This is a genomic window from Bacillus sp. AFS088145, assembly GCF_002564465.1.
Classification (GTDB): domain Bacteria; phylum Bacillota; class Bacilli; order Bacillales; family Bacillaceae_G; genus Gottfriedia.
The window spans coordinates 53,694-76,492 of sequence record NZ_NUUX01000026.1; the positions used below are offsets into that span (position 1 = coordinate 53,694).

19 protein-coding genes and 2 pseudogenes are annotated in these 22,799 nt (G+C 31.6%); 2 read left to right on the plus strand and 19 right to left on the minus strand.

Going from position 1 to position 22,799, the window contains the following annotated elements; genetic code table 11:
- Positions 1 to 55: 55 nt before the first annotated feature.
- The 14 genes and pseudogenes from COI44_RS16855 to COI44_RS16920 all read right to left on the minus strand — a co-directional run bounded on the left by COI44_RS16855 (position 56) and on the right by COI44_RS16920 (position 12,425).
- Complete coding sequence (locus COI44_RS16855; RefSeq protein WP_098428960.1) at positions 56 to 712, minus strand: FMN-dependent NADH-azoreductase; 657 nt, start codon at positions 710 to 712, stop codon at positions 56 to 58.
- Between the two features lie 110 nt (positions 713 to 822).
- Positions 823 to 1,305, minus strand: a complete 483-nt coding sequence (locus COI44_RS16860) for a dihydrofolate reductase (protein WP_098428961.1) — start codon at positions 1,303 to 1,305, stop codon at positions 823 to 825.
- Positions 1,302 to 1,598: pseudogene (gene thyA, locus COI44_RS16865) on the minus strand (thymidylate synthase); the annotation flags it as partial. The pseudogene thyA (COI44_RS16865) and the gene COI44_RS16860, both read right to left, overlap by 4 nt.
- Positions 1,599 to 1,876: 278 nt before the next feature.
- A pseudogene (gene thyA, locus COI44_RS16870) lies at positions 1,877 to 2,374 on the minus strand (thymidylate synthase); the annotation flags it as partial.
- Between the two features lie 30 nt (positions 2,375 to 2,404).
- Positions 2,405 to 3,190, minus strand: a complete 786-nt coding sequence (locus COI44_RS16875; RefSeq protein WP_098428962.1) for a class I SAM-dependent methyltransferase — start codon at positions 3,188 to 3,190, stop codon at positions 2,405 to 2,407.
- A gap of 224 nt (positions 3,191 to 3,414) precedes the next feature.
- Positions 3,415 to 3,843 carry a BrxA/BrxB family bacilliredoxin gene (locus tag COI44_RS16880; RefSeq protein ID WP_025672116.1) on the minus strand — a complete coding sequence of 143 codons (429 nt, stop codon included), beginning with the start codon at positions 3,841 to 3,843 and terminating at the stop codon, positions 3,415 to 3,417.
- On the minus strand, positions 3,843 to 4,997 hold the full coding sequence (locus tag COI44_RS16885; RefSeq protein WP_098428963.1) for a conserved virulence factor C family protein: 1,155 nt from the start codon (positions 4,995 to 4,997) through the stop codon (positions 3,843 to 3,845). Before COI44_RS16885 ends, COI44_RS16880 begins: the two co-directional genes overlap by 1 nt.
- Before the next feature lie 56 nt (positions 4,998 to 5,053).
- A complete protein-coding gene (locus COI44_RS16890; protein ID WP_179887162.1) occupies positions 5,054 to 5,443 on the minus strand; it encodes a single-stranded DNA-binding protein in 390 nt (129 codons plus the stop codon).
- A 164-nt stretch (positions 5,444 to 5,607) separates the two neighbouring features.
- Positions 5,608 to 7,497: an ABC-F family ATP-binding cassette domain-containing protein gene (locus COI44_RS16895; protein WP_098428965.1), complete on the minus strand. Its 1,890-nt coding sequence runs from the start codon at positions 7,495 to 7,497 to the stop codon at positions 5,608 to 5,610.
- Positions 7,494 to 8,141, minus strand: coding sequence for an HD domain-containing protein (locus COI44_RS16900; protein ID WP_098428966.1), 648 nt, complete (start codon positions 8,139 to 8,141; stop codon positions 7,494 to 7,496). Before COI44_RS16900 ends, COI44_RS16895 begins: the two co-directional genes overlap by 4 nt.
- A gap of 139 nt (positions 8,142 to 8,280) precedes the next feature.
- Entirely contained in the window at positions 8,281 to 9,291 is a 1,011-nt protein-coding gene (gene galE / locus COI44_RS16905) for a UDP-glucose 4-epimerase GalE (protein WP_098428967.1), read from the minus strand.
- Positions 9,292 to 9,296: 5 nt separating this feature from the next.
- Positions 9,297 to 9,734: a GtrA family protein gene (locus COI44_RS16910; RefSeq protein ID WP_098428968.1), complete on the minus strand. Its 438-nt coding sequence runs from the start codon at positions 9,732 to 9,734 to the stop codon at positions 9,297 to 9,299.
- Positions 9,731 to 10,714, minus strand: a complete 984-nt coding sequence (locus tag COI44_RS16915; RefSeq protein ID WP_098428969.1) for a glycosyltransferase family 2 protein — start codon at positions 10,712 to 10,714, stop codon at positions 9,731 to 9,733. Before COI44_RS16915 ends, COI44_RS16910 begins: the two co-directional genes overlap by 4 nt.
- A 25-nt stretch (positions 10,715 to 10,739) precedes the next feature.
- A complete protein-coding gene (locus COI44_RS16920) occupies positions 10,740 to 12,425 on the minus strand; it encodes a DUF6044 family protein (protein ID WP_098428988.1) in 1,686 nt (561 codons plus the stop codon).
- Positions 12,426 to 12,767: 342 nt separating this feature from the next.
- Here COI44_RS16920 and COI44_RS16925 point away from each other — a divergent pair, with 342 nt between their 5' ends.
- Positions 12,768 to 14,996, plus strand: coding sequence for an alpha-galactosidase (locus tag COI44_RS16925; protein WP_098428970.1), 2,229 nt, complete (start codon positions 12,768 to 12,770; stop codon positions 14,994 to 14,996).
- 158 nt (positions 14,997 to 15,154) lie between these two features.
- Here the strand turns inward: COI44_RS16925 and COI44_RS16930 are convergent, their stop codons facing one another.
- Positions 15,155 to 15,637 carry a glutathione peroxidase gene (locus COI44_RS16930; protein WP_098428971.1) on the minus strand — a complete coding sequence of 161 codons (483 nt, stop codon included), beginning with the start codon at positions 15,635 to 15,637 and terminating at the stop codon, positions 15,155 to 15,157.
- Between the two features lie 167 nt (positions 15,638 to 15,804).
- Between COI44_RS16930 and COI44_RS16935 the strand changes: the two genes are divergently transcribed.
- Positions 15,805 to 16,749 carry an MBL fold metallo-hydrolase gene (locus COI44_RS16935; protein ID WP_098428972.1) on the plus strand — a complete coding sequence of 315 codons (945 nt, stop codon included), beginning with the start codon at positions 15,805 to 15,807 and terminating at the stop codon, positions 16,747 to 16,749.
- 38 nt (positions 16,750 to 16,787) lie between these two features.
- Here COI44_RS16935 and COI44_RS16940 read toward each other — a convergent pair whose 3' ends face one another.
- The 4 genes from COI44_RS16940 to COI44_RS16955 form a co-directional block, all read right to left on the minus strand.
- Positions 16,788 to 18,020, minus strand: coding sequence for a DEAD/DEAH box helicase (locus COI44_RS16940; RefSeq protein WP_098428973.1), 1,233 nt, complete (start codon positions 18,018 to 18,020; stop codon positions 16,788 to 16,790).
- Positions 18,021 to 18,548 (minus strand): hypothetical protein, encoded by a 528-nt coding sequence (locus tag COI44_RS16945; protein ID WP_098428974.1) that lies wholly within the window; start codon positions 18,546 to 18,548, stop codon positions 18,021 to 18,023. It lies immediately after the preceding gene.
- Between the two features lie 124 nt (positions 18,549 to 18,672).
- Positions 18,673 to 20,547, minus strand: a complete 1,875-nt coding sequence (locus COI44_RS16950) for an ABC transporter ATP-binding protein (protein WP_098428975.1) — start codon at positions 20,545 to 20,547, stop codon at positions 18,673 to 18,675.
- Positions 20,544 to 22,778: an ABC transporter ATP-binding protein gene (locus tag COI44_RS16955; RefSeq protein WP_098428976.1), complete on the minus strand. Its 2,235-nt coding sequence runs from the start codon at positions 22,776 to 22,778 to the stop codon at positions 20,544 to 20,546. Before COI44_RS16955 ends, COI44_RS16950 begins: the two co-directional genes overlap by 4 nt.
- Positions 22,779 to 22,799 lie beyond the last annotated feature (21 nt).

Below are 22,799 nucleotides of genomic sequence, written 5' to 3' on the forward strand. Positions count from 1 at the left end.
ACGAGAATCAAAAAAAAAGAATCGGCTTTTGCCGATTCCTTAATATAGTGAATCTTTAGTTCGAAACTTTTTCTCCACTGAATTCTGCAGCAAGAACTTTAGCTTTTTCAATTGCATTCGCTTTAATTTCCTGTGCTTTATCTGGCATTGCAGCCATACCTTCTACGAATAATGTAGTTACATCAGTAACACCTACAAAGTTTAAGATACTTGTTAAGTATGGGCTAGAGAAGTTAATTCCAGTTGCAGGACCTTCTGAATATACGCCACCGCTTGCTTGGATGTGTAATGCTTTTTTATTCTCAAGTAAACCAACTGGACCATTTTCAGTATATTTAAATGTTTTGCCAGCAATTGAGATATTATCAATAAAGTTTTTTACAACTGATGGGAAACTAAAGTTCCAGAATGGAGTAACAAATACATACTCATCAGCTTGAGTGAAAATTTCTAAGTTACGATTCATAGCAGCTAAAGTAGCTTGTTGATCAGCACTTAATTCTTCAAAAGCAGTACCGTTTCCTAATTTGCCCCATGCATCAAATACATTTCCATCTAACATAGGAACATTTTCTTTAAATAAATCAAAATGAACAACTTCATTTTCAGGATTTGCTTTTTTGTATTCATTAATAAATGCTTCCCCTACAGATAGACCAAATGAATTTTCAATTGCATTTGGATTTGCAGTAATATAAAGTAATTTTTTCATCTTAAACATCTTCCTCTCAGTTTCGTTTATCTTTAATTCGAGATTTATTTTAAAAAATCAAGGGATAATCAAATCCCTTAACCACATAATAATATCTTTAATTCAAGATGTCAATACTTTTTTTCATAAACAAAATATCTAAATTTAATTTTTGATTTTTCATCAACTTGTACATCAGAAACTGATTTAACATTCCATTCTTCCTTAGAAAAATTCGGAAAAAAAGTGTCGCCTTCAAAGTTATGTTCAATTTCAGTAATATAAAGTGTATCTAAATATGGGAATGTTAAATTAAAAATTTCAGCCCCACCAATAATAAATAAATCTTTATTTTTATTTTCTTCAACATAACTTATAACGTCATGAATGACTGTAACACCTTCTGCTTGAAAATCCTTTTGTCTTGTCACAACGATATTTTCTCGGTTTGGAAGTGGTCTACCAATCGAATCAAAGGTTTTTCTTCCCATAATAATTGTATACCCAGTAGTTACTTTCTTAAAATAAGCAAGCTCTTGTGGAAGATGCCAAGGCATCTTATTATTTAAGCCGATTACATTGTTTTCTGACATCGCAACTAATGCAGCAATCATACACTTACTACCCCTTTGATTGCAGGATGACTCTCATAATCTTCTAATGTAAAATCCTCATATTTAAATTCAAAAATATTTTTAATTTCAGGATTTAACTTCATTTTTGGTAATTTATGAGGCTCTCTTGAAAGTTGTAAATTTATTTGTTCAAGATGATTAGTATATATATGTGCATCACCAAATGTATGCACAAAATCTCCTAATTCTAAATCACATACTTGAGCAATCATCATTGTTAATAGCGCATAAGATGCGATATTAAATGGAACTCCTAGGAAAATGTCAGCTGACAAAATCTTCAACCAAGTTCGTTACGCTTGGCCCGTTCTTTAAAAGAACTGCTACATGTCACCATGCAGATGAGACTATATCACGACCTCATATAAGGTCCCTTGCATTTCGGGTGCCAATCACTTGCACCCTACTCCATATATGGATAGTCGTTAGGCATTTATTATTCTTTATCGTCTCAAAAGAATAAATTTAGCACGGGATTGTCTTAATTTAAGAGTTTCCCCGTTTAGCAAGGTTTTCGGTACAGATTACTCTGTAAAGGCGCTCAGAATTAACGCTGATAAAGCTGACAGGAAAGTTTTCCATCATTCACATAAAACTGGAAAAAACAATGACAAGGTGCTAATGCCATCTTATCAAGTTCTCCAACATTCCACGCAGAAACAATCATTCTTCGAGAATCTGGATTTGTTTTTATTTGATTAATTACTTCAGTAATTTGATCAATTGTTGAGCCATCAGCAGCTTTCCATGATCTCCATTGTTCACCGTATACAGGGCCCAAATTACCATTTTCATCTGCCCACTCATTCCAAATACGAACACCATTTTCTTTTAAGTATTGAATATTTGTGTCGCCTTTTAAAAACCATAATAATTCATGAATAATTGATTTTAAATGAACTTTCTTTGTTGTTACTAAAGGAAAGCCATCTTGAAGATTAAATCGCATTTGATAACCGAATGTACTAATTGTTCCTGTTCCAGTACGGTCTGTCTTTGTCATGCCATTGTCTAATACGTGTTTACATAAATCTAAGTATTGCTTCATATTGACCTCCTAATTATGTATTGTTTACTCTTAATGTTCTTCTTTAATTTCAATATAACCAAAATGAAATTCTGATGATTTGCGAATTAATTGATTAAATCCATATTTTTTAAATCTTTCACTTCTAAAATGATCTTTCATCACTATTCTTTTTTTGGCAATGCGCTTAGCTTCATTGATTACTTCATATGTTAGGTCATCATATGATGCTATATTTTTCAATGCTGCAATACCAGAAGAGGCTTCAATATTTTTTTCAAACATTGGATCAAAATAAACGATATCAAAAGATTGATCTGGAAGTGTCTTCAAATAGGTTTTATAATCTATATTTTTTACTTCAATTTTGTTAATGATATTCGACCAATCTATAATGTTCTGTTTATTTGTTTTTAAACCTTTCTTAGTTAGGTACGCAATAATCTGGTTTTTCTCTAAGCCTAAAACTTTACCTTGGTCACCTACAACGTAACTTGCAACAATACTATCTGAAGCCATTCCAAGTGTACAGTCTAGTAGAGAATCACCTTTTGTTAATAAGCAAGCGTCACAAAACGGATCATGTTCACCCTTCATCAATCGTCTAATTCTAAAAACTGAGGAGTTCGGGTGAAAAAAATATGGAATTGCTTGATCATCCTCATACCATTCTAATCTATTTTTACCTAAAACAAGTATAGGTTTTTTAAATTTATCATAGATTTCTTCAATGCTAAATTCTTTCCGGAGAATTAGCTGTCCATTTAAGTCTGAAGCAATGATCTCTGCTTCCTTTTCTAAATAAACATCTGGTCTTAAGCAAGTTGTAATAATCATATGTCTCCTTAATTAAGAAAAAAAGAGGAAAAATCCTCTTTTCAGACTGTTGACAAACGCTCACTTTCTTCGTTGCTTCGCCTGTTGAGCGGTGCTCATTACCGCGTAAGGGTAACTCCGCTCCTCACCAGGCTTCGCGCCTCGAAAGACAAGCGCTAGCAATCAGTCTGAAAGTCAAATTTTTGGATTTTGTCTATACACTGAAAAGAGGAAAAATCCTCTTTTTACATTTGTGCAAATATCGATTGAATTCTTGCTTTAATATCTTCAGGAGTTGAGCCTTCGATTTGTTCACGAGGAATAAATCCAACTACCTCTTTACCTTTAAATACTGCCATAGATGGTGAAGATGGTGGGAAGTCAGCTAAATATTCTCTTAACGTTGCAGTAGCTTCCTTATCTTGTCCAGCAAATACTGTCATAACATTAGCAGGTTTCTTTTCTGATTCAATAACAGCTTGAACTGCAGAAGGTCTAGCAAGTCCAGCAGCACAACCACAAACTGAATTGATTACAAAAAAAGCAGTATCATTTAATTCATTCATAAATGACTCGACTTCTTCCCCAGTAGTTAATTCTGTAAAACCATTTGAAGTTAATTCCTCTCTCATTGGTTTTACAATCCCTTTCATGTACTCATCATATGCATTCATTAGTTTGTTTCTCCTTTGTCATTTTCTATTTTATTACGTTCAGTCATTTGTTTCCAAACTGAACCTAGTGCTTCCTCACCATTCTCAATTCGATGTAAAGCAAGCTGTACTTGTAATTTCACTTCGAATTCTGGGTCTTCTAAAGCAGCTTTTAATGCAGGAATTGCACTTTCATCACCTAGTTCAAAAAGAAACATTGCTGCACGCCATCTAACTAATTTACTAGGATCTTTTAATGCTTCAATCATAGCTGGCATTGCTTCTTCAAATCCTAAGTCTGATAAACAATCTCCAGCAATTCGTCTTACACCGACTGCTTTATCCTTTAAAGCCTCATATAAATAAGGTAACACTAATTCTGATTTTAACATACCTAAATAAGCTGTAGCTAATCTTCTTATTGAAACATGTTCATCTTTTAATGCGATTTCTAGTAAAGGTAAGTCTTCAAGTGTAGGATCGATTTTTACAAATCTCGCATACCTTTTTTTCCAATCCTTTTCTTCAAAAATATCTGCAGTAAATGGTTCAAATTTAGGAACTTCTTTTTTCTCAGTATTGGATGCATCATTCGTCATCACTTCGTTGACGATATTCTTTATGTCGTTTTCAGTGTGAGTAGCCGTTAATTCATCAATAATTTCTTTCTCAATTGTTGTTAATTCACCATAACGAATTCCATAATCAATCCACTGTCTTTCAAATACGACATTTGATGCAGATGTTGTTAGTTTCATAATTGCTTCTTTATAGAATGGAGGTAAAGCTGCTCTTTGTTCTTCACCATTTACAATTAATTTCAATTGCATTGGGATATTATGATACATTTGAACAAATACTTGTACCTCACCAAAATGATTATCAATTATCGTTTCATTAGTAGCTTCGTCATTTACTTCTTCACCAAATACATTTCTGACTTGAAGCAAAATGGTTTGCCAATTTGCATTTGACTTACGATCAATGGCAATAAAATCAGCTACATGATAGACACTTTTGATTCCTTCTATACCTAATATTTCTTGAATTATTAATGGTGCCTTATCAATATTATCAATAGAATAATGATTTCTACTTCCTGATGGCAGTTCCTCATCTAATAACACTTTCATTGTATTAGGACTCGGTGTTGGTTCGATTGACTTAATTTTCATCTTAATCTCCTCTTCTTGTTTATTTAGTCCATTCTATCAAAAAGAGGAAAAACTCACTATTGTAACGCCTTAACGAATTCTTCAAAGTCATTCGTACTAGATTCGACTGCGTTGTGAGTTAACTCTTCAGATCGACGAGTAAAAAGGTGAAATTTCTCAACTATTATTTCCGTCACATAAATAGGTTTTTCAGATTCCTTTACATAACTTGAAGTTTTTATAACTCCTTCAATAGAAACTTCCATCCCTTTTTTTGCTTTTTTAGTAGCATATTCAGCAATGGGACCCCACAATTTTACTGATACATAATTCGTTCTCGTTTTTTTCAGATAATCTGAATAAACATTCGTAGCAATATTAATAAAAGTTGTTTTCCTTCCATTCGGTGAAGTTTGTAAAATGGGCTCTTTCGTTAATCTTCCTACTAATACAACATTGTTTATCATTATTACCATCTCCTTTATTTTTTTCTACAATACAAAATTATTGTAAGTTCGTAAAAAAAGGAAAATAGTATTTTACATAAACTTTGATTTATAAAAATTCATTATGAGCTAAAAAAACTTGAGTAGTAATATGACATCTTACTCCAAAACTCAAAATTAATACTCTACTTTAAACTTTCAACTAAATCACTTAAAACTGACCAACGCTCCATTTTCTGTTCTAATTGAGCTTCTTTCTCCTCAATATCTTTAGAAAGTTTATAAGCTTCATCAAAATTAGAGCCTACACCTTGTAATTTTTCATTTAATTGCTCTATCTCATTTTCCAGTTTTTCGATATTAGACTCAATACTTTCCCATTCTTTTTGTTCTTGATAAGTTAGTCGCTTTTTCTTTTGTTCCTTTTGATAAACTGGTTTTTCAATTGTTTCTTTTACAGTTTCAACTTCACGTTTTTCATTCGATTGTCGTTCTAAATAATCCGTATAGCTTTCTAATGTAGATGAAATTTCCCCTTCACCTTCGAAAATTAATAATTTATTTGTAACTTTATCTAAGAAATAACGATCATGTGATACGGTAACTACTACTCCGCTAAAATTCTCAATATAGTCCTCTAAAACCGTTAAAGTATCAATATCTAAATCGTTTGTTGGCTCATCAAGCAATAATAAATTTGGAGCAGTCATTAAGAGTCTTAATAAATATAGTCTTCTTTTTTCGCCACCTGAAAGTTTTCCCAATTGTACTCCGTGCGATTGAGTAGGAAATAAGAATGTTTCCAGCATTTGTGAAGCTGAAATAGTTTTTCCATCTGGTGTATGAATGACTTCTGCTTCTTCCTTAATATAATCAATCATTCTCATAGTTGGATTCACATTTTCTTGTATTTGAGTATAGTATGCTACTTTGACTGTTTGCCCAATTTCAATTTCACCAGAATCAACTTGTTCTTCACCAACAAGCATTTTCAATAAAGTTGTCTTACCCGAACCGTTTTCACCTATTATTCCAATACGATCAGTTTGAAGTAAAAGAAAGTTGAAATTATCTAATATCGTTTTCTCGTTAAAAGACTTATTAACATTTATAAACTCAACAACTTTTTTACCTAAACGAGTTTGTTGAAAGTTCATCTCTAATTCCACTTTTTCTTGATTATTGAGTTTACCCGAAAGGTCATCAAAACGTTGAATACGAGCTTTTTGCTTAGTCGTTCTAGCTTTTGCCCCTCTACGCATCCAAGCTAATTCTCTTCTAAATAGATTGTTTCTTTTTTCATTAGTAGCTGCCTCTTGCTCTTCGCGAGCAGCTCTTTGTTCAATATAATACTGATAATTTCCTTCATAACGATAGATATTACTATTTGATAGTTCTAATAACGCTGTAGTAACTTCATCTAGAAAATAACGGTCATGAGTTACAAATAATACTGCGTTTTGTAGTCTTTTTATGTATTCTTGTAAAAAAACGATACATTCATAGTCCAAATGGTTCGTAGGCTCATCTAAAATTAATAAATCACATGGATGTATTAATGCTTTTGCTAAGGCTACTCTTTTCTTCTGACCACCTGAAAGTAATGAAACATCTAAATTTAAATTTGATAAACCTAATTTCGATAAAATTGTCTTTGCATTTGCTTCTAAATCCCAACCATTTAATGAATCCATTTCAGCTTGTAATTTTAGTAATTCATTTTGTAATCCTTGATTGGATGGATCTTCTCCAAGCGCTTGTAATGTTTTTTCGTATGATTTTACTAAAACCATTACTTTATCATCACTCTCAAATACTGCTTCAAGAATCGTTTGCTTTTTATCAAAGTCTTCATGTTGGGGCAAATAACTTCTTACATAATCCTTTGGAGTCGTAATTTTTCCATCATCAGCTGACTCGACACCAGCAATTATTTTTAATAAACTCGATTTACCAGTTCCATTTATACCTAATAATCCAATTTTCTGTCCTTCACTTACGGTAAATGAAATTTTATCGAATAAAGTTTTTTCCCCATAAGTTTTAATTAAATTCTCTACACTTAAAATCTTCATATTTTAAAATTCCACTCTTTCATAAATTCCTCGATGAATTTTTCTACAAATAAATGTCTTTCTTCTGCCATTTCTAATGCTGATTTTGTATTCATTAAATCTTTTAGTTTTAATATTTTTTCATAGAAGTGATGTAGCGAAGAACTTTTGTCACTTCTATATTCTTCGATCGTCATGTTTTCTCTAATTTTAAACTCTGGGTTAAACATACTACGACCTTTTTTACCTCCGTACGCAAACGTTCTAGCAACACCAATTGCCCCAATTGCATCCAAACGATCTGCATCTTGTACAATTTTACCTTCTAAAGAGGTTGGAATAACTCCATTCCCTCCTTTATAGGAGATATTTTCAATTATGTACATGATTGCTTTTACGTCTTCATTACTATTTAATAATTCATTTAGAATTGATTCTAATTGTATTTTTTGAGCTTCAAGATCATCGTGTAATTTATCATCAATTACATCGTGAACTAATGCAGCACATTCTACGATGAATCGATTTGCATTTTCTTTTTTAGCAATATGTACAGCTAAGTTTCTAACACGGTCAATATGATGCCAGTCATGTCCAGAACTATCACCTTGATGAAGATTTCGAACATAATTTTCTAATTGTATTATGATTTCCTGCTGATTCATACTCGTACCTCCATAAATCGACTAGTGATATTATATCATTTTTCTATCTCCGAAAAACATTAATAGGTTAAGTGGGTATTATATTTACGAAAAAAACCTTCACTTAAAGTGAAGGTTTCAGAGTGTAAACAAAGGAAATCTAATTATATTGAGTAGTATATTTAATCTTAAATCCATTTGGATTCGTTTTATGCCATTTCCAAGCATCTTTAATGATCAAATCGATGTCTTCATTCTTTACTGTCCATCCTAAAACTTTTTTTGCCTTCTCTGAAGTAGCAATTAGAATACTTGGGTCACCTCCTCTTCTAGAACTGATTTTATATGGTAATGGATGCTTGGTTATTCGACGAACTGCTTCAACAATTTGTACTACTGAATACCCCTTATTATTTCCAAGGTTAAAAATATCACTTTTTCCACCATTAAAAAGGTAATTAAGTGCTAGTAAATGAGCATTCACTAAATCTTCAACATGAATATAGTCTCTAATACATGTCCCGTCTGGCGTGTTATAATCATCTCCAAAAATAGTAATCTCTTTTCTTTGATTTAAAGCAACTTGTAAAATTAATGGAATTAAATGCGTCTCAGGAGAATGATCTTCTCCAATTTCGGCTGAACTTTTTGCTCCAGCTACATTAAAGTATCTTAGTGAAACATAATTAATACCATATGCTAAACTACTCCATTTCATCATCTTTTCCATCATTAACTTTGTTTCACCATATGTGTTCGTTGGATCTGTACTGAAGTCTTCTGAGATAGGTACTATTTTAGGTTCACCATATACAGCAGCCGAAGATGAAAATACGATATATTTAACATTAAACTCATTCATCACTTCTAATAAAACATGTGTGCCAAATACATTATTACTAAAATACTCCAACGGTTTTTCCATTGATTCACCGACTAGACTATTTGCTGCAAAATGTAACACACCATCAATCTTTTCATTTAGAAAAACTGACTTTAAAAATTCCTTATCACGAATATCCCCATGATAAAAAATGGCGTCTGAATGGATTGCTCCTATATTTCCCGTCTGCAAATTATCAACAATTATTACATTTACGCCATTTTCAATCAGCATGTATACTGCGTGTGATCCTATATAACCAGCTCCGCCAAGTACTAAAATATTCATATTGATCACATTCTTTCGTTTTTAAGTTGTTTATTAGTCATAGTTTTATTTTTAAAAACAAGTAATTTTTGACCAAAATAATTTAAAACCGTATATAATCCAGAACTAATTAAAACAGCTAAGTCATTTTTAAAATTTAGAGATATAAAATCCTGTAAGTTTAAAATATAATCAATTATTCTAGCTCCAAGATTAAATGCTATAAAATAACAGGTTAAAATGACAATGATAAACATTGGGATACTTTTTTTTACAGAGCCTTGACTTTTAAATGTAAAATTCCGATTTAAAATATAACTGATACATGCTCCTAAAGAATTACCAATAAATGTTGAAATCCAATAAGATAAACCAAATAAATGAAGTAGTAAATAAATGAATGATAATCCTACAATTGTATTTGCAATTCCTACTGCAATAAAACGGAAAAATGTCTTATTCATCTTTTACCCTTACTTACTAGTTCAGAATCGATCGTTGAATATAAATCTGTTTCAATAGCATACCTAGGTCGATTTTTAACTTCGTGATAAATCTTTCCAATATACTCACCGATCATTCCAATACCCATTAATTGAACTCCACCAACAAACCAAATTGAGACCATTAAAGATGGCCATCCACTTACCGTATTCCCTAATATATGTTGAACTATTGCATAGCCACCTGCTATTAAACTAAATAAGATGGATAAAAACCCTAGCAGTGAAACAAATCTAATTGGAGCTATACTAAAAGAAGTGATCCCGTCAAACGCAAAAGATATCATCTTTTTTAATGGATATTTTGATTCACCTGCAAACCTTTCTTTTCGATCGTAATAAACTTTAGTTGAAGGAAAACCTACTAGAGGTACTAGTCCCCTTAAGAATATATTTGTTTCTTTATATTTGAATAATTCATCTAATGCCCGATTACTCATTAATCGGAAATCAGCATGATTAGGAACTAGATTAATCCCTATTTTCCCCATGAATCGATAAAATCCAAGTGCTGTTGAACGCTTAAAGAAAGTATCTGTTTCTCTACTGTCTCGTACGCCATAAACAATATCAAAACCCTCTATATACTTCTCTACAAATTTACGTATTACATTAATATCATCTTGTAAATCCGCATCAATTGAAACTACACAATCGGATTGCTTGTTTGCAATTTCAAGCCCAGCTATGAGTGCGTTTTGATGCCCAACATTTTTAGCAAGCTTTAATCCTTTAACAAATTGATTATCGTTACTTTCCTTTTCTATTAATTCCCATGTTCGATCCTTACTTCCGTCATCTACAAAAAGAATTTTACTATCATCTGAAATAAGAGATTCATATATTAATTCTTCAATTAAGTAAGTGAGTTGATAGGCTGTTTCTTCAAAAACTTCCTGTTCATTGTAACAGGGTACAACAATCGTTAATAAAGGTATCATGTATAATCACGTCCTTTTCAAGTGGTTATTTTACTTCGTATAGATAGATGCGCCATGCAGAATTATGATCATTAAAAATCTTCATCAATTTAAGACCATTACTTTTAGCATTTTCAATTGGGACAGCCGCAAAAATATATTCCCCACCCAACTTTTTAAATTCGTTAATATTTAGTTGTAAATGATGGATTTTTACGTTTGAGTCCTTTTTAAATTCATAATTTTTACCTAGTTCAGCTACAAATAGATAGCATCTTCCCCCCCAATGATCGAAGTAATTTTCAAGCAAAGGGCTTTTTTCAAGTTCTGGTGCAATTATTTTTCTAAATTGGTGCTTATACTTTAACGAATAAAAATTATTATACGTATCGATCGTGTAAAAACCGTTATACTGAGCAATCGCAGGGTGAATGCCTATACTTGCAACCCGATAACTATTTTTAGGTTTTCCAATATATTTTGAGATTTCATTAAATTGATTTACAGCATAAAATTGTTTAAATGATGGTTTCCCCGCTATTCGATATACAATTTCGTCATTAGCACAAAACAGTACAATTACTTGAACTACTAAACAAATTTTCACAAACTTTTGCCAACCTTTTCCCTTTAACCAAAGAAGATAGGCTCCAACAGCAAACATTAAATAGATTATTAAAGGTCTTAAAAAATGAAATCTAGCAAAGTTAAATGTATTTAAAAGTTGAAATTGTTCTTTTACTGGCTTCCATCCTTTATAAAACCAAAAGGCGTACCAAACGGATAATAAAAAATTAAGAATGAATAAGTATAGAAATCTTTTTTCAATACTATCTCTTTTTTTATTTCTTAAAGTCCAGAATACAATAAAAGATAAAGGTACAATGATTAGAGTGTGAAGTGTTAAAACATGGGTATGTCCTAAAAAATAATTCTTAAATACTAATCGAATCGTATGCCAAAAACCCAATGTAGAGCTTAAAAACTCATTTCTACTTGTTGGTTCAGATGGAATGACTAGTGAAAATACAAGGCGATATTCAATTGCTAAATACATTAAAGTCATTAATAAAATACTTAAAAAGAACACTAGATTGATTTTCTTTTTTACAAATACATCTCTTAACCATAGCAATCCTATAAATACTAAAAAGAAAAAGAATCCTAATACAAAACTAGAATAAAAGGGTAATAATATAAGAGTAATCCAGTCTTTCCAAGAATATTTTCCAACTCTTATATTCAGAAACGCCCATAGTGCTAGTGGCATACCCAATGTACTTAGCATTCCAGACGGCCAAAATGGTGTTAGAGCAAATGCAAGTGAGACCCATACTCTAATTAGGTAATTTTCTTTTGATGTTATAAAATGCTTTTTTAATAAGAGATACATTCCAAGAAACGCAAAAACTCTGGTAATTGTCTGACCTATGGAATAAGCTAGCATTGGCGGAAAGAGATTATTTAGCCACTGTATACCACTAAATTCCGTTCCATAAGCATTTCTTGGCAATCCATTTATGATCTGCGGGATTGTAGAATTTAATTTACCAAATAACTGCCCTGAGTTTCTAAGTGTTTTATACCATGCAATATTTGAATCTAAATTATCATGTACTCTAATATGAGCATTTTCCCCTAAAATGAATAGAGGAGAAACATAAATGATCATTAAGATCATTGCAATCATTAAATGTTTATTTTCCTGGCTTAATTGTTTAAAAAATTTCATATTTATTACACCACTTTGTTTATATTTAGTTTTTGGATTTCTGATTAAAATTCCCCTCCCTTGTTCGCCTGAGTTTGATCCTTCCAATCTTTTTCTCACTTCTATAATGAATGTTAAAGATTTTCGCTTAATAGACGCTTAATTATATGTTCAATTAATATTAAAATTCTTTTCTGAAAATCAGATGAAAATTTGACTAAGATTTCATTTAAATTTCCTCTATTATTATCAATAAGTAAAAAATATTAATTTTATAATGTGCATAAAAATTAGATTAGGCTAATTTCTTTAATAGTATAAAAGTTTTTAGAAGTAATTAAATCATGTACTAGAGGTGCAATCATGTTGATTTTTGTGGATGACGAACAAAAAAAGTTTCATCTAACAAACGGAAGAATTAGTTATGTATTTTATGTCATGAAAAATGGTCACCTTGGGTCTTTGTATTTTGGAAAAGCGATTGACATTCATTCAAATTTTACTCATATCCAAAATGACAATTCTTCTACAACATATACTTCTTATTATTATGCTGATCGATCAATTAGTCTTGAAACAATCAGACAGGAATATCCCGTCTATGGCACTTCTGACTATCGAGAACCGGCATTAAGTATTCGTCAGTTAAACGGTAGCCATATTACAAACTTTATCTTTAAATATTATACAATTACAAAAGGGAAACCAATCTTACAAGGTTTACCTGCCACTTATACAGAAAATGAAGAAGATGCTGAAACAATTCAGATTGTTCTAGAAGACTCAACTCTTAAAGCAGAGCTTGTAATTTCCTATACTATATTTAAAGATTTATCTGTTATTACTAGAAGTGCATATATTTGTAACCAAGGAATTGAACCATTTTATTTAGAGCGATTTATGAGTGCGACGATTGATTTTCCTGATCATGATTTCATTATGATTCAACTAAGTGGTGCATGGTCTAGAGAGAGACATTTAATGGAACGACAGTTAGTAATGGGTACACAGGGCATATCGAGTTTACGTGGTTCAAGTTCACATCAACATAACCCATTTCTTGCCTTTAGAAGAAAAGAGACTACAGAAAATCATGGTGAAGTATTTGGTTTTAATTTAGTTTATAGCTCAAATTTTATTGCTCAAGCTGAAGTTGATCATTACGATATGACTAGAATTACGATGGGAATACATCCGTTTCGTTTTACTTGGAAATTACCCGAAAACGAACACTTTCAATCCCCTGAAGTAGTGATGGTGTATTCTGATCAAGGTATGAACGGAATGAGTCAAACTTTTCATGATTTATATCGAAACAACCTAATTCGTGGTAAGTGGAAAAATAATGAACGACCTATATTAATAAACAATTGGGAAGCCACTTATTTCAACTTTAATGAAGAATCCTTACTTCAAATCGCAATAGAAGCAAAAAAGCTTGGGATTGAATTATTTGTATTAGATGATGGCTGGTTTGGTAAAAGAAATAATGCTACTAGCTCTCTTGGCGATTGGTATTCTAATACTGAAAAATTCCCTAAAGGAATAAATAGTTTTGCTAATAAAATTAAAGAGTTAGGTTTAAAATTTGGTCTTTGGGTTGAGCCTGAAATGGTTAGCCAAAATAGTAATTTATTTAAAAATCATCCTGATTGGATTATTCGTACACCTTATCGACAAGTTTCTTTAGGAAGGCATCAATTAGTATTAGATTTCTCGAGAAAGGATGTTGTCGATCACATTTATAAAAAAATTGCAGATGTTATAAAAAATACAAATTTAGACTATATAAAATGGGATATGAATCGAAATATTACTGAGGCTTATTCTATGAAGTTAGCTAGTGATCAGCAAGATGAATTTTATCATCGGTATATTTTAGGTGTGTATGAATTATATGAACGACTAGTAAGTGATTTTCCAAATGTGTTATTTGAATCATGTGCTGGCGGTGGTGGTCGATTTGATCCTGGTTTATTGTTTTATGCACCCCAAGCATGGGCTAGTGATAATACAGATCCAATTGAACGATTAAAAATTCAATACGGTACCTCACTACCTTACCCAATTTCTAGCATCGGATCACATGTATCAGCATCACCTAATCATCAAACATTTCGTAATACCCCATTATCAATTAGAGCCAATGTTGCATTATTTGGAACATTTGGTTATGAATTAAATCCTTTGATACTTACTGAAAAAGAAAAATCAGAAATTAAATCGCAAATCCAATTTTACAAACATCACCGATCATTAATTATGAAAGGAGATTTTTATCGGTTACTTAATCCTTTTAAAGAAAACGAAGTAGCTTGGATGGTAATAAGTAAAAACAAAAATGAAGCCATTATAGGTTGGTACAAAATATTAGCAAGTCCAAATCCAATGAAGTACCAGACTTTAAAACTGACAGGTTTAAATCCAAATAAGAAATATTTACTAAACACTACGAATCTCTCTTTTTATGGAAACCAATTAATGGAAAACGGAATCCCCTTACCACTCGAATTTAATGGTGCCAATAAAAAAATTGCAAAACGAGCAGGTGATTTCCAATCTTGCATCTTTCATCTTGTTTGTCCTGATTAAATGTACGAAACCCCTCCTTAATGTCCTATGACGAAGTTCGAAAAAATTGAAATATTGACCAATCAAAACGCTTGTCTTTTCGTGCAGCAAATCTTTGTTATGTACGATAAAAACAAGCGTTTTTAAATGGTCTTTAACCATTTAACAAATGAATGTTCTTAAGCTTTCAATAATTTCTCAATTGTTGATTTCATCTCTTGAGGATTTGTTTGAGGAGCAAATCGTTCAATGACTTCTCCATTTTTATCAATAATAAATTTAGTAAAATTCCATTTTATTGATTTTAACCCCATAATACCAGGAGCTTCTGAGCTTAAATATTTAAATAGTGGATCTGCTTTGTCACCATTTACATCAATTTTTCCGAAAACAGGGAAGGTTACACCAAAATTTAATTCACAAAAACTTTGAATTTCTTCATTTGAACCCGGTTCCTGATTCATAAATTGATTACACGGAAAACCAAGAATTACTAATCCTTCTTCTTTATATTCTTCATATAATGCTTGTAAATCTTTATATTGAGGAGTATATCCACATGCACTTGCAGTATTTACAACAATTATCACTTTATCATTATATTTTGAAAGAGATACATCTTCGCCCTTGCTATCTTTTACTTCAAAATCATAAATACTCATTTCACATTCCTCCTACTTCCTTATAATGTTAATAGTAATTATTTTCCATCCAAATGTCTATTCTATTTACTATTTTTTGAAAAAAACCTTCAAACCTATTAGTATTTAAATTATAGTTTAATTAAACTAATTTCTTCACCTTTAAAAAAAAGAATGGAGGTAATAGTATGCAAGATTTAGGATTTAATACATATTTAATTGATTTATATGATCTATCATTTCAGGAGCGAACGGGTAGCTATATTATTTTAGATGAAGATATTACAATCATTGAAACGAGTGCTAGCCCTTCCCACGAGTATTTATTACAAGGTTTAAAAGAGCTACAAATTTCATTAGACAGAATTAAAAATGTTATCGTAACACATATTCATTTAGATCATTCAGGGGGCGCTGGCTTACTAATGGAAAAATGTCCTAATGCAACTCTTTTTGTCCATCCAAAGGGAGCTAGGCATTTAGAAGATCCGACAAAATTAATTGCGAGTGCAAAACAAGTTTATGGTGATGATTTTGACCGTTTATTTAAACCAATTCTTCCAATTGACACTACTAAAATTTATCAGGTAGCCGATGGTGAGGAGCTTGTTATTGGTAAAAATCGTAAACTAACATTTTTACATACTCCAGGTCATGCTAATCATCATATTTCAATTTTCGATTCTTCTAGTAAATTTATGTATACAGGAGATACATTAGGTATTTATTATCCACAGCTTCAAAAGGAAATAGGTACGTTTATTTTACCATCGACATCGCCTAATCAATTTTCATACGAAGCAACGCTAAGTTCATCTGGAAAAATCCAAGAGTATAATCCAGATGCTATTTGCTTCGGTCATTATGGATTAACTAGCGATACAAATTTCGTATATGAGTCTTTAAAACTATATTTGGATCGTTTTATAAAACTGACTGCTTCCACGATTGAAGATAATAAAGAAAAACCTTTTTATGAGAAAAGCAGGATTTTGTCAGCAGCATTATATAGTGAAGTAAAGCAAGATCTTCAAAATAAGAATATAGATGAGAGTCACCCAGTTTTCCAGATTATTAAGCTGGATTTGGAAGTTTCAGCTATGGGATTAGTACTGGCTATGGATCAAAATTAACAAAATAAAAAACTTCAGCCATTTGGCTGAAGTTTTTATTATTTTTTAATTTTTTTCATTGGTTTATTTTTGCTTGAAACAGGTTTTTTATTTTGATTTGAATCTGGTTTCGTTCTTTTTTCTTTTGGTTGATTTTCATTCAGTTGTGTTTCTTTCATTTCTACTTTTTGTATTTCACCGTGTGAAACCGTTAAATGTTCAAAAAACAATTTTTGCGTTCCTCTTAAGCTAAATAAATTCTTTTTCTCTCGAGGTGTTACCAAGTTTATAACAGTACCTTGTTTACCCATTCTTCCTACACGGCCACTTCGATGAGTATATTGTTCAACTTTTTCTGGTACATCAAGTGTTATGACATATGGTAACTCTTGTAAATCGATTCCTCGTGCTGCTACGTCAGTTGAAAATAGTAAAGTAGTTTTACCAATTTGAAGATCTTTTAAAACTCGACTTCTTTCCATTTTCCCTAGTTTTGAATGCAGTACCGCTGTTTTAATTCCTCTAAAATTTAATTTAGAAGCGTATCCTTCAAGTTTAAATGGTTCATTACTAAATACGATTGCTTTCATATTTTGAACTGAAGCAATTCTTCTAAGTAATTCTAGCTTCTCTCTTTCTTCACAAGGAATAAAACCATGAATTATATTTCCTTCCAAGCTTTGTTCAATCGAAATTTCTTTTAGATTTGAACTAGTTTCCTTTGCAAATTGCATTGCCACCGGTGTTATTGTTGCAGATAAAAATACTAGTTGGCGATCTTTCATTGTTGCTTTGACAATTTGCGGTAAATCTTTTTGATCATCCGTTTTTAATAATTCATCAACTTCATCAAAAACAACTGTCTTAACACAATGCATTTTTAATTTTTTCTGCTTAATTAATTGTGAGATTCGCCCCGGTGAACCAACGATAATTTTAGGCTTCTGTTTTAATTTTTCAATCTGACGTTTTATATCAGCTCCACCAACAATTGAAGCCGTCTTAATATTTGTATTTTGTGTATAGTCCTGAACAACCTGAAAAATTTGCATTACAAGTTCTCGTGTTGGAGCCATTATAATAATTTGAGGATTTTCTTCCATTTCATCAACTTTATTAATTAAAGGTAAAACATATGCAAGAGTCTTACCAGTACCTGTCGGAGATTGCGCTATGACATCGTTCCCATCTAAAATCGCTGGGATTGCTTCCTCTTGAACTGCTGTCCATTTCGTAATATTATTTGCTTTTATTTTTAAGATTGTTTGTTCTGTTAATTGAAAATGTTCCATTTAAATCTCCTTTAATATTTGCTCATCGTACCATTGTAACATTATTTCTGTAATATGTACCAATTCTTCTATTAGATCGAAGTCATCTTCGGTCATTTTATTGTGAAATTTTATGTTTACTGACGATTCAATGATATTTTTATCTAAAATAGAGTGTTTAATGTTATAAAATGGTGTGAATTGCTCATTTGTCTTATTTTGAAATAAAAGTAGACTTCTTTGAATGATTTCGATTTCTAATGGTTTAGGAAAGGTAAATTCAATTTCAATATAACATCCTACCTCAGTATTGCCATTAATTAATTCATTATATAAATCACTAGCTGATGTACTCATTGAAAATGTGCAACTTGTTGACTTAGTGGACTTGTTTAATTTTTTAAATCGAATTGAGAATAATCGATCCATTTTGGAAAGATTAACAAAGTCATTTCGATCAGTGATTTCATATTCTCCTTCTAAATCTTTGTCATATAAGAGCCCTTCTATTACAACCTTCATATTATCAAAAGCGGTCGGATCAAACATTATCTAAACTCCTTTAATCAATAGATTCCTAAGTTCGTTTATTTCCTATTATGTATCATAATAAACGAACCACACAAAAAATAATCCGTAAAATCATTTTGATTCAATTTTATCGGATCAATTTTTATTTTATTATCTCAAATTGGCTATTATAAAGATTTGCGTAGAAACCTTCTTTTTCCATTAATTCTTCATGCGTACCTTGTTCAATAATATCGCCATCCTTCATACAAAGAATCAAATCTGCATTTCGAATAGTTGAAAGGCGATGCGCAATCACAAAACTTGTTCTTCCTACCATTAAATTGTCCATTGCTTTTTGAATGAGTGCTTCAGTTCTTGTATCAACACTACTTGTTGCTTCATCTAAAATTAATATTTGAGGATCTGCCAAAATTGCACGAGCAATCGTGATGAGCTGTTTTTGACCTTGGGATATATTATTCACTTCTTCGTTAAGTATCATATTATATCCATCAGGCAAGGCTCTTATAAAGTGATCAGATTGAGCAGAAATAGAAGCATTTGTTACTTCTTCATCCGTTGCATCAAGTCTTCCAAAACGGATATTATCTGCAATTGTACCATTAAATAGCCAAGTATCTTGCAGAACCATACCAAATAATGATCTAAGTTCATCCCTTTTAAAATTCTTTATGTTATGTCCACCGATTGTGATTTCCCCATTATTAACATCGTAAAACCGCATTATTAAATTTACAATTGTTGATTTACCGGCTCCTGTTGGCCCAACAATTGCAATTTTTTGCCCAGGTTTAACGACTAAATTAAAATCATGTATAATCATTTTTTCAGGTGTATAACCAAAAGCAACATGATTGAAGTGAACATCACTTGTAACTTCATTATGCTTAATTGATCGTGCATTTGTTACTTCAGGTGCTTCTTCTTTCTCATCTAAAAACTCAAATACTCTTTCTGCAGCTGCTGCTGTTTGTTGAAGTATATTTGAAATATTAGCAATTTGTGAAATTGGCTGCGTAAATGAACGAACATATTGAATGAAAGCTTGAATTCCTCCAACTGTCATTGATCCATTTGCAGTAAAATATCCACCTAATATACAAATAGCAACATAGCCAATGTTTCCAATAAAAGCAGTGATTGGAATCATAAGTCCTGATAGAAAATTCGCTCTCCATGCTGATTTATATAACTCATCATTATACTCACTAAAAGCTCTTGTAGATTCATCTTCACCACTAAATGCTTTTACTAAAACATGATTTCCTAACATTTCTTCTACATGTCCATTTACTTTCCCTAAATATCTTTGCTGGTTAATAAAATGTTTTTGAGATTTTTTAACGATCATCATGACAAATACCATTGAAAGAGGCAATATACATAGTGCAACTAAAGTGAGTTGCCAGCTGATCGAAATCATCATGATTGTTATACCAATAATCGAGGTAATCGATGTGATTATTTGTGTTAAACTTTGATTTAATGTTTGATTAATTGTATCAACATCATTCGTTATTCTAGAAAGAACTTCGCCGTGACTAGTCTGATCAAAATAGCTTAAAGGTAATTTATGAATTTTATCATTTATATCACTTCGAAGCTTAAAAGTTACCTTCATCGTAACTCCACTCATTACATAGCCTTGAAGATATGCAAAAAGTGAGCTTAATAAATATAAACCGATTAACCATATTCCGATTACACTTATTTTACTAAAGTTAATTTTTCCACTACCACTAATTTGTTTCATGACACCTGAAAAAATTTCATCTGTTGCTTTACCAAGAATTTTTGGACCTAGTATTGTAAAAACAGTTGAAATAATCGCTAGTACAAAGACAAAAACGATTGTCTTTTTGTGCGCTCCTAAATAGCTCATCAATTTTGACATCGAACCTTTAAAATCTTTCGCTTTTTGACCTGGCGCCATTGGGATATTTCTTCCAAACATTTGCCCAGGTCCGCGACCACCGCCCTGATTTTGAAAAGTATTTTTATTAGAATTGCTCATGCTAATTCCTCCTTGGATAACTGCGATGAAGCAAATTCTAAGTATTCAGGGCAATTTTTCAGAAGTTCTTTATGAGTACCTTGACCTACAATCCTACCATTATCTAAAACAACAATATGCTCTGCATTCATGATCGTATTTACCCGTTGGGCAATTATGATCATCGTAGTTGATTCTATATCTTCATTTAACGCTTTTCTTAGCACAAAATCCGTCTTAAAATCAAGCGCAGAGAAACTGTCGTCAAAAATAAGAATTTCGGGTTTTCTTGCTAAAGCCCGTGCAATCGAAATTCTTTGTTTTTGTCCACCTGAAACATTATCTCCACCTTGAGAAATTTCAGCATTAAATTCCCCTTCTTTTTGAGAGATAAATTCACTAGCCTGAGCGATTTGGGCTACTCTTTCCATCTCTTCATCAGAAATATTTTTATTTCCGTATTTTAAATTTGAAGCAATTGTTCCCGTTAATAAAAGTCCTTTTTGAGGTACATATCCTATTTTAGTGCGTAAATCCTTTTGCTTTACTTCCCTTAGATCTACACCATCAACTAAGACTTCCCCTTTGGTTACATCATAAAAACGTAATATTAAATTTGCAATTGTTGATTTTCCCGAACCAGTTGGACCAATAATGGCAGTTGTTTGACCTGGCTTTGCAACAAATGAAATATTATTTAGTACATCATTTTCAGCACCTTCATATCGGAAACAAACATTTTTAAATTCAACAAATCCTTTTTTATCTGCTTCAAAGTTTTTATGAAGCTCTGGATCGATAATTGATACATTAGTAGACAATACTTCTGAAATACGTGCAGCAGAAACAGCAGCTCTAGGGACAAGGATAAACATGATTGAAATCATTAAAAATGCTGTGATGATTTGCATTGCATATTGCATAAATGCGATCATATCACCAACTTGCATATTAGATTTAGCAATTTGGTGAGCACCAACCCCAATGATTAGTAGTGATGAGCCATTCATAATCAACATCATTGAAGGCATCATCATTGTCATGATACGATTGACAAATAAATTCGTTTTTGTTAATTCGCTGTTTACCTCTTGGAATCTCATTTTTTCATGTGAAGCATTTCCAAAAGCTCTAATTACCATCAATCCCGTTAAATTTTCTCTTGAAACTAGATTTAACTTATCTATAAGTTTTTGAATTAACTTAAACTTTGGAATAGCAACTGTCATGATTACCATAATTAAAGAAAGTAGAACGATAACAGCTAATGCAATAATCCAGCTCATCGAAGCAGATTTATTAATTGCCATTATGATTCCGCCAATTCCCATAATTGGTGCATAACAAAGCATTCGGATCCCCATCATTAAAAGAGTTTGAATTTGCATTACATCATTTGTACATCTTGTAATCAGAGATGCCGTTGAAAATTTATCAAATTCATTGTTTGAAAAGCTTTCAATTTTTTTGAAAACATCTTTACGTAAATTCCTAGCGACACCAGAGGCAATTCTTGAAGACAAGAAACTGACTAAGACTGTTGCTATTCCTCCAAGTAAAGCAATCGCAATCATAATCAATCCTATTTTAACGATATATAAATTTCCTAGTTTATGTAAATTAACGCCTAGTTCAGTATAAAATGCTTTCGTCATCATAATACCACTTTGAGTAAGTAAAGTTTTATCCGTTGAAATAGCTTTATTATGTGCATTTAGTATCGCATTTTTGGAAAGTTTATCAAACATTGGTTGTAACTCATATAGTTTTGTTACATTAATCTTATTTGAACGCGGCGTACTACTAGTTTGTGCATGACTTACTTTTCCAGTAGCTTCTTCTTGGATTATATTAAATAACGTCCAAGTGGAAGCACCAAAGGATTGATCAAGTTGTTTTTCTACATTCTTATTCAATTTTTTCTTTACGTATATGCTCTGATCTGCCTTTTTGTAAATACTTATGTATTTTTTTCCTTTTGAATTTTTATCATTTGCGGATTTTAAATCATAATTTTTAAATATAATTTCTTTTTCCTTATCTGTCATAAAGGTAGTCATTAGTTTCATACCTTTTTGACTAATTGCATCTGGAGCAACATGCAATATACCATTTTGCTGAATACCATTGTTTACAATTTCGGACATATAGTTAGGTAAGTTCAAATCACACATGGCCTGACCAAATAAGAATAATATAGCTAAAATTATACTTGTACTAAATGCTTTTAAATACTTAGCTAACTTGATCAAATGAGTATCTCCCCTATTATG

Coding starts and splice junctions, on each gene's coding strand:
- COI44_RS16855 (WP_098428960.1), bottom strand. CDS start 712: ATGAAAAAATTACTTTATATTACTGCAAATCCAAATGCAATTGAAAAT.
- COI44_RS16860 (WP_098428961.1), bottom strand. CDS start 1,305: ATGATTGCTGCATTAGTTGCGATGTCAGAAAACAATGTAATCGGCTTA.
- COI44_RS16875 (WP_098428962.1), bottom strand. CDS start 3,190: ATGATTATTACAACTTGCTTAAGACCAGATGTTTATTTAGAAAAGGAA.
- COI44_RS16880 (WP_025672116.1), bottom strand. CDS start 3,843: ATGAATGCATATGATGAGTACATGAAAGGGATTGTAAAACCAATGAGA.
- COI44_RS16885 (WP_098428963.1), bottom strand. CDS start 4,997: ATGAAAATTAAGTCAATCGAACCAACACCGAGTCCTAATACAATGAAA.
- COI44_RS16890 (WP_179887162.1), bottom strand. CDS start 5,443: ATGATAAACAATGTTGTATTAGTAGGAAGATTAACGAAAGAGCCCATT.
- COI44_RS16895 (WP_098428965.1), bottom strand. CDS start 7,497: ATGAAGATTTTAAGTGTAGAGAATTTAATTAAAACTTATGGGGAAAAA.
- COI44_RS16900 (WP_098428966.1), bottom strand. CDS start 8,141: ATGAATCAGCAGGAAATCATAATACAATTAGAAAATTATGTTCGAAAT.
- galE (WP_098428967.1), bottom strand. CDS start 9,291: ATGAATATTTTAGTACTTGGCGGAGCTGGTTATATAGGATCACACGCA.
- COI44_RS16910 (WP_098428968.1), bottom strand. CDS start 9,734: ATGAATAAGACATTTTTCCGTTTTATTGCAGTAGGAATTGCAAATACA.
- COI44_RS16915 (WP_098428969.1), bottom strand. CDS start 10,714: ATGATACCTTTATTAACGATTGTTGTACCCTGTTACAATGAACAGGAA.
- COI44_RS16920 (WP_098428988.1), bottom strand. CDS start 12,425: ATGAAATTTTTTAAACAATTAAGCCAGGAAAATAAACATTTAATGATT.
- COI44_RS16925 (WP_098428970.1), top strand. CDS start 12,768: ATGTTGATTTTTGTGGATGACGAACAAAAAAAGTTTCATCTAACAAAC.
- COI44_RS16930 (WP_098428971.1), bottom strand. CDS start 15,637: ATGAGTATTTATGATTTTGAAGTAAAAGATAGCAAGGGCGAAGATGTA.
- COI44_RS16935 (WP_098428972.1), top strand. CDS start 15,805: ATGCAAGATTTAGGATTTAATACATATTTAATTGATTTATATGATCTA.
- COI44_RS16940 (WP_098428973.1), bottom strand. CDS start 18,020: ATGGAACATTTTCAATTAACAGAACAAACAATCTTAAAAATAAAAGCA.
- COI44_RS16945 (WP_098428974.1), bottom strand. CDS start 18,548: ATGTTTGATCCGACCGCTTTTGATAATATGAAGGTTGTAATAGAAGGG.
- COI44_RS16950 (WP_098428975.1), bottom strand. CDS start 20,547: ATGAGCAATTCTAATAAAAATACTTTTCAAAATCAGGGCGGTGGTCGC.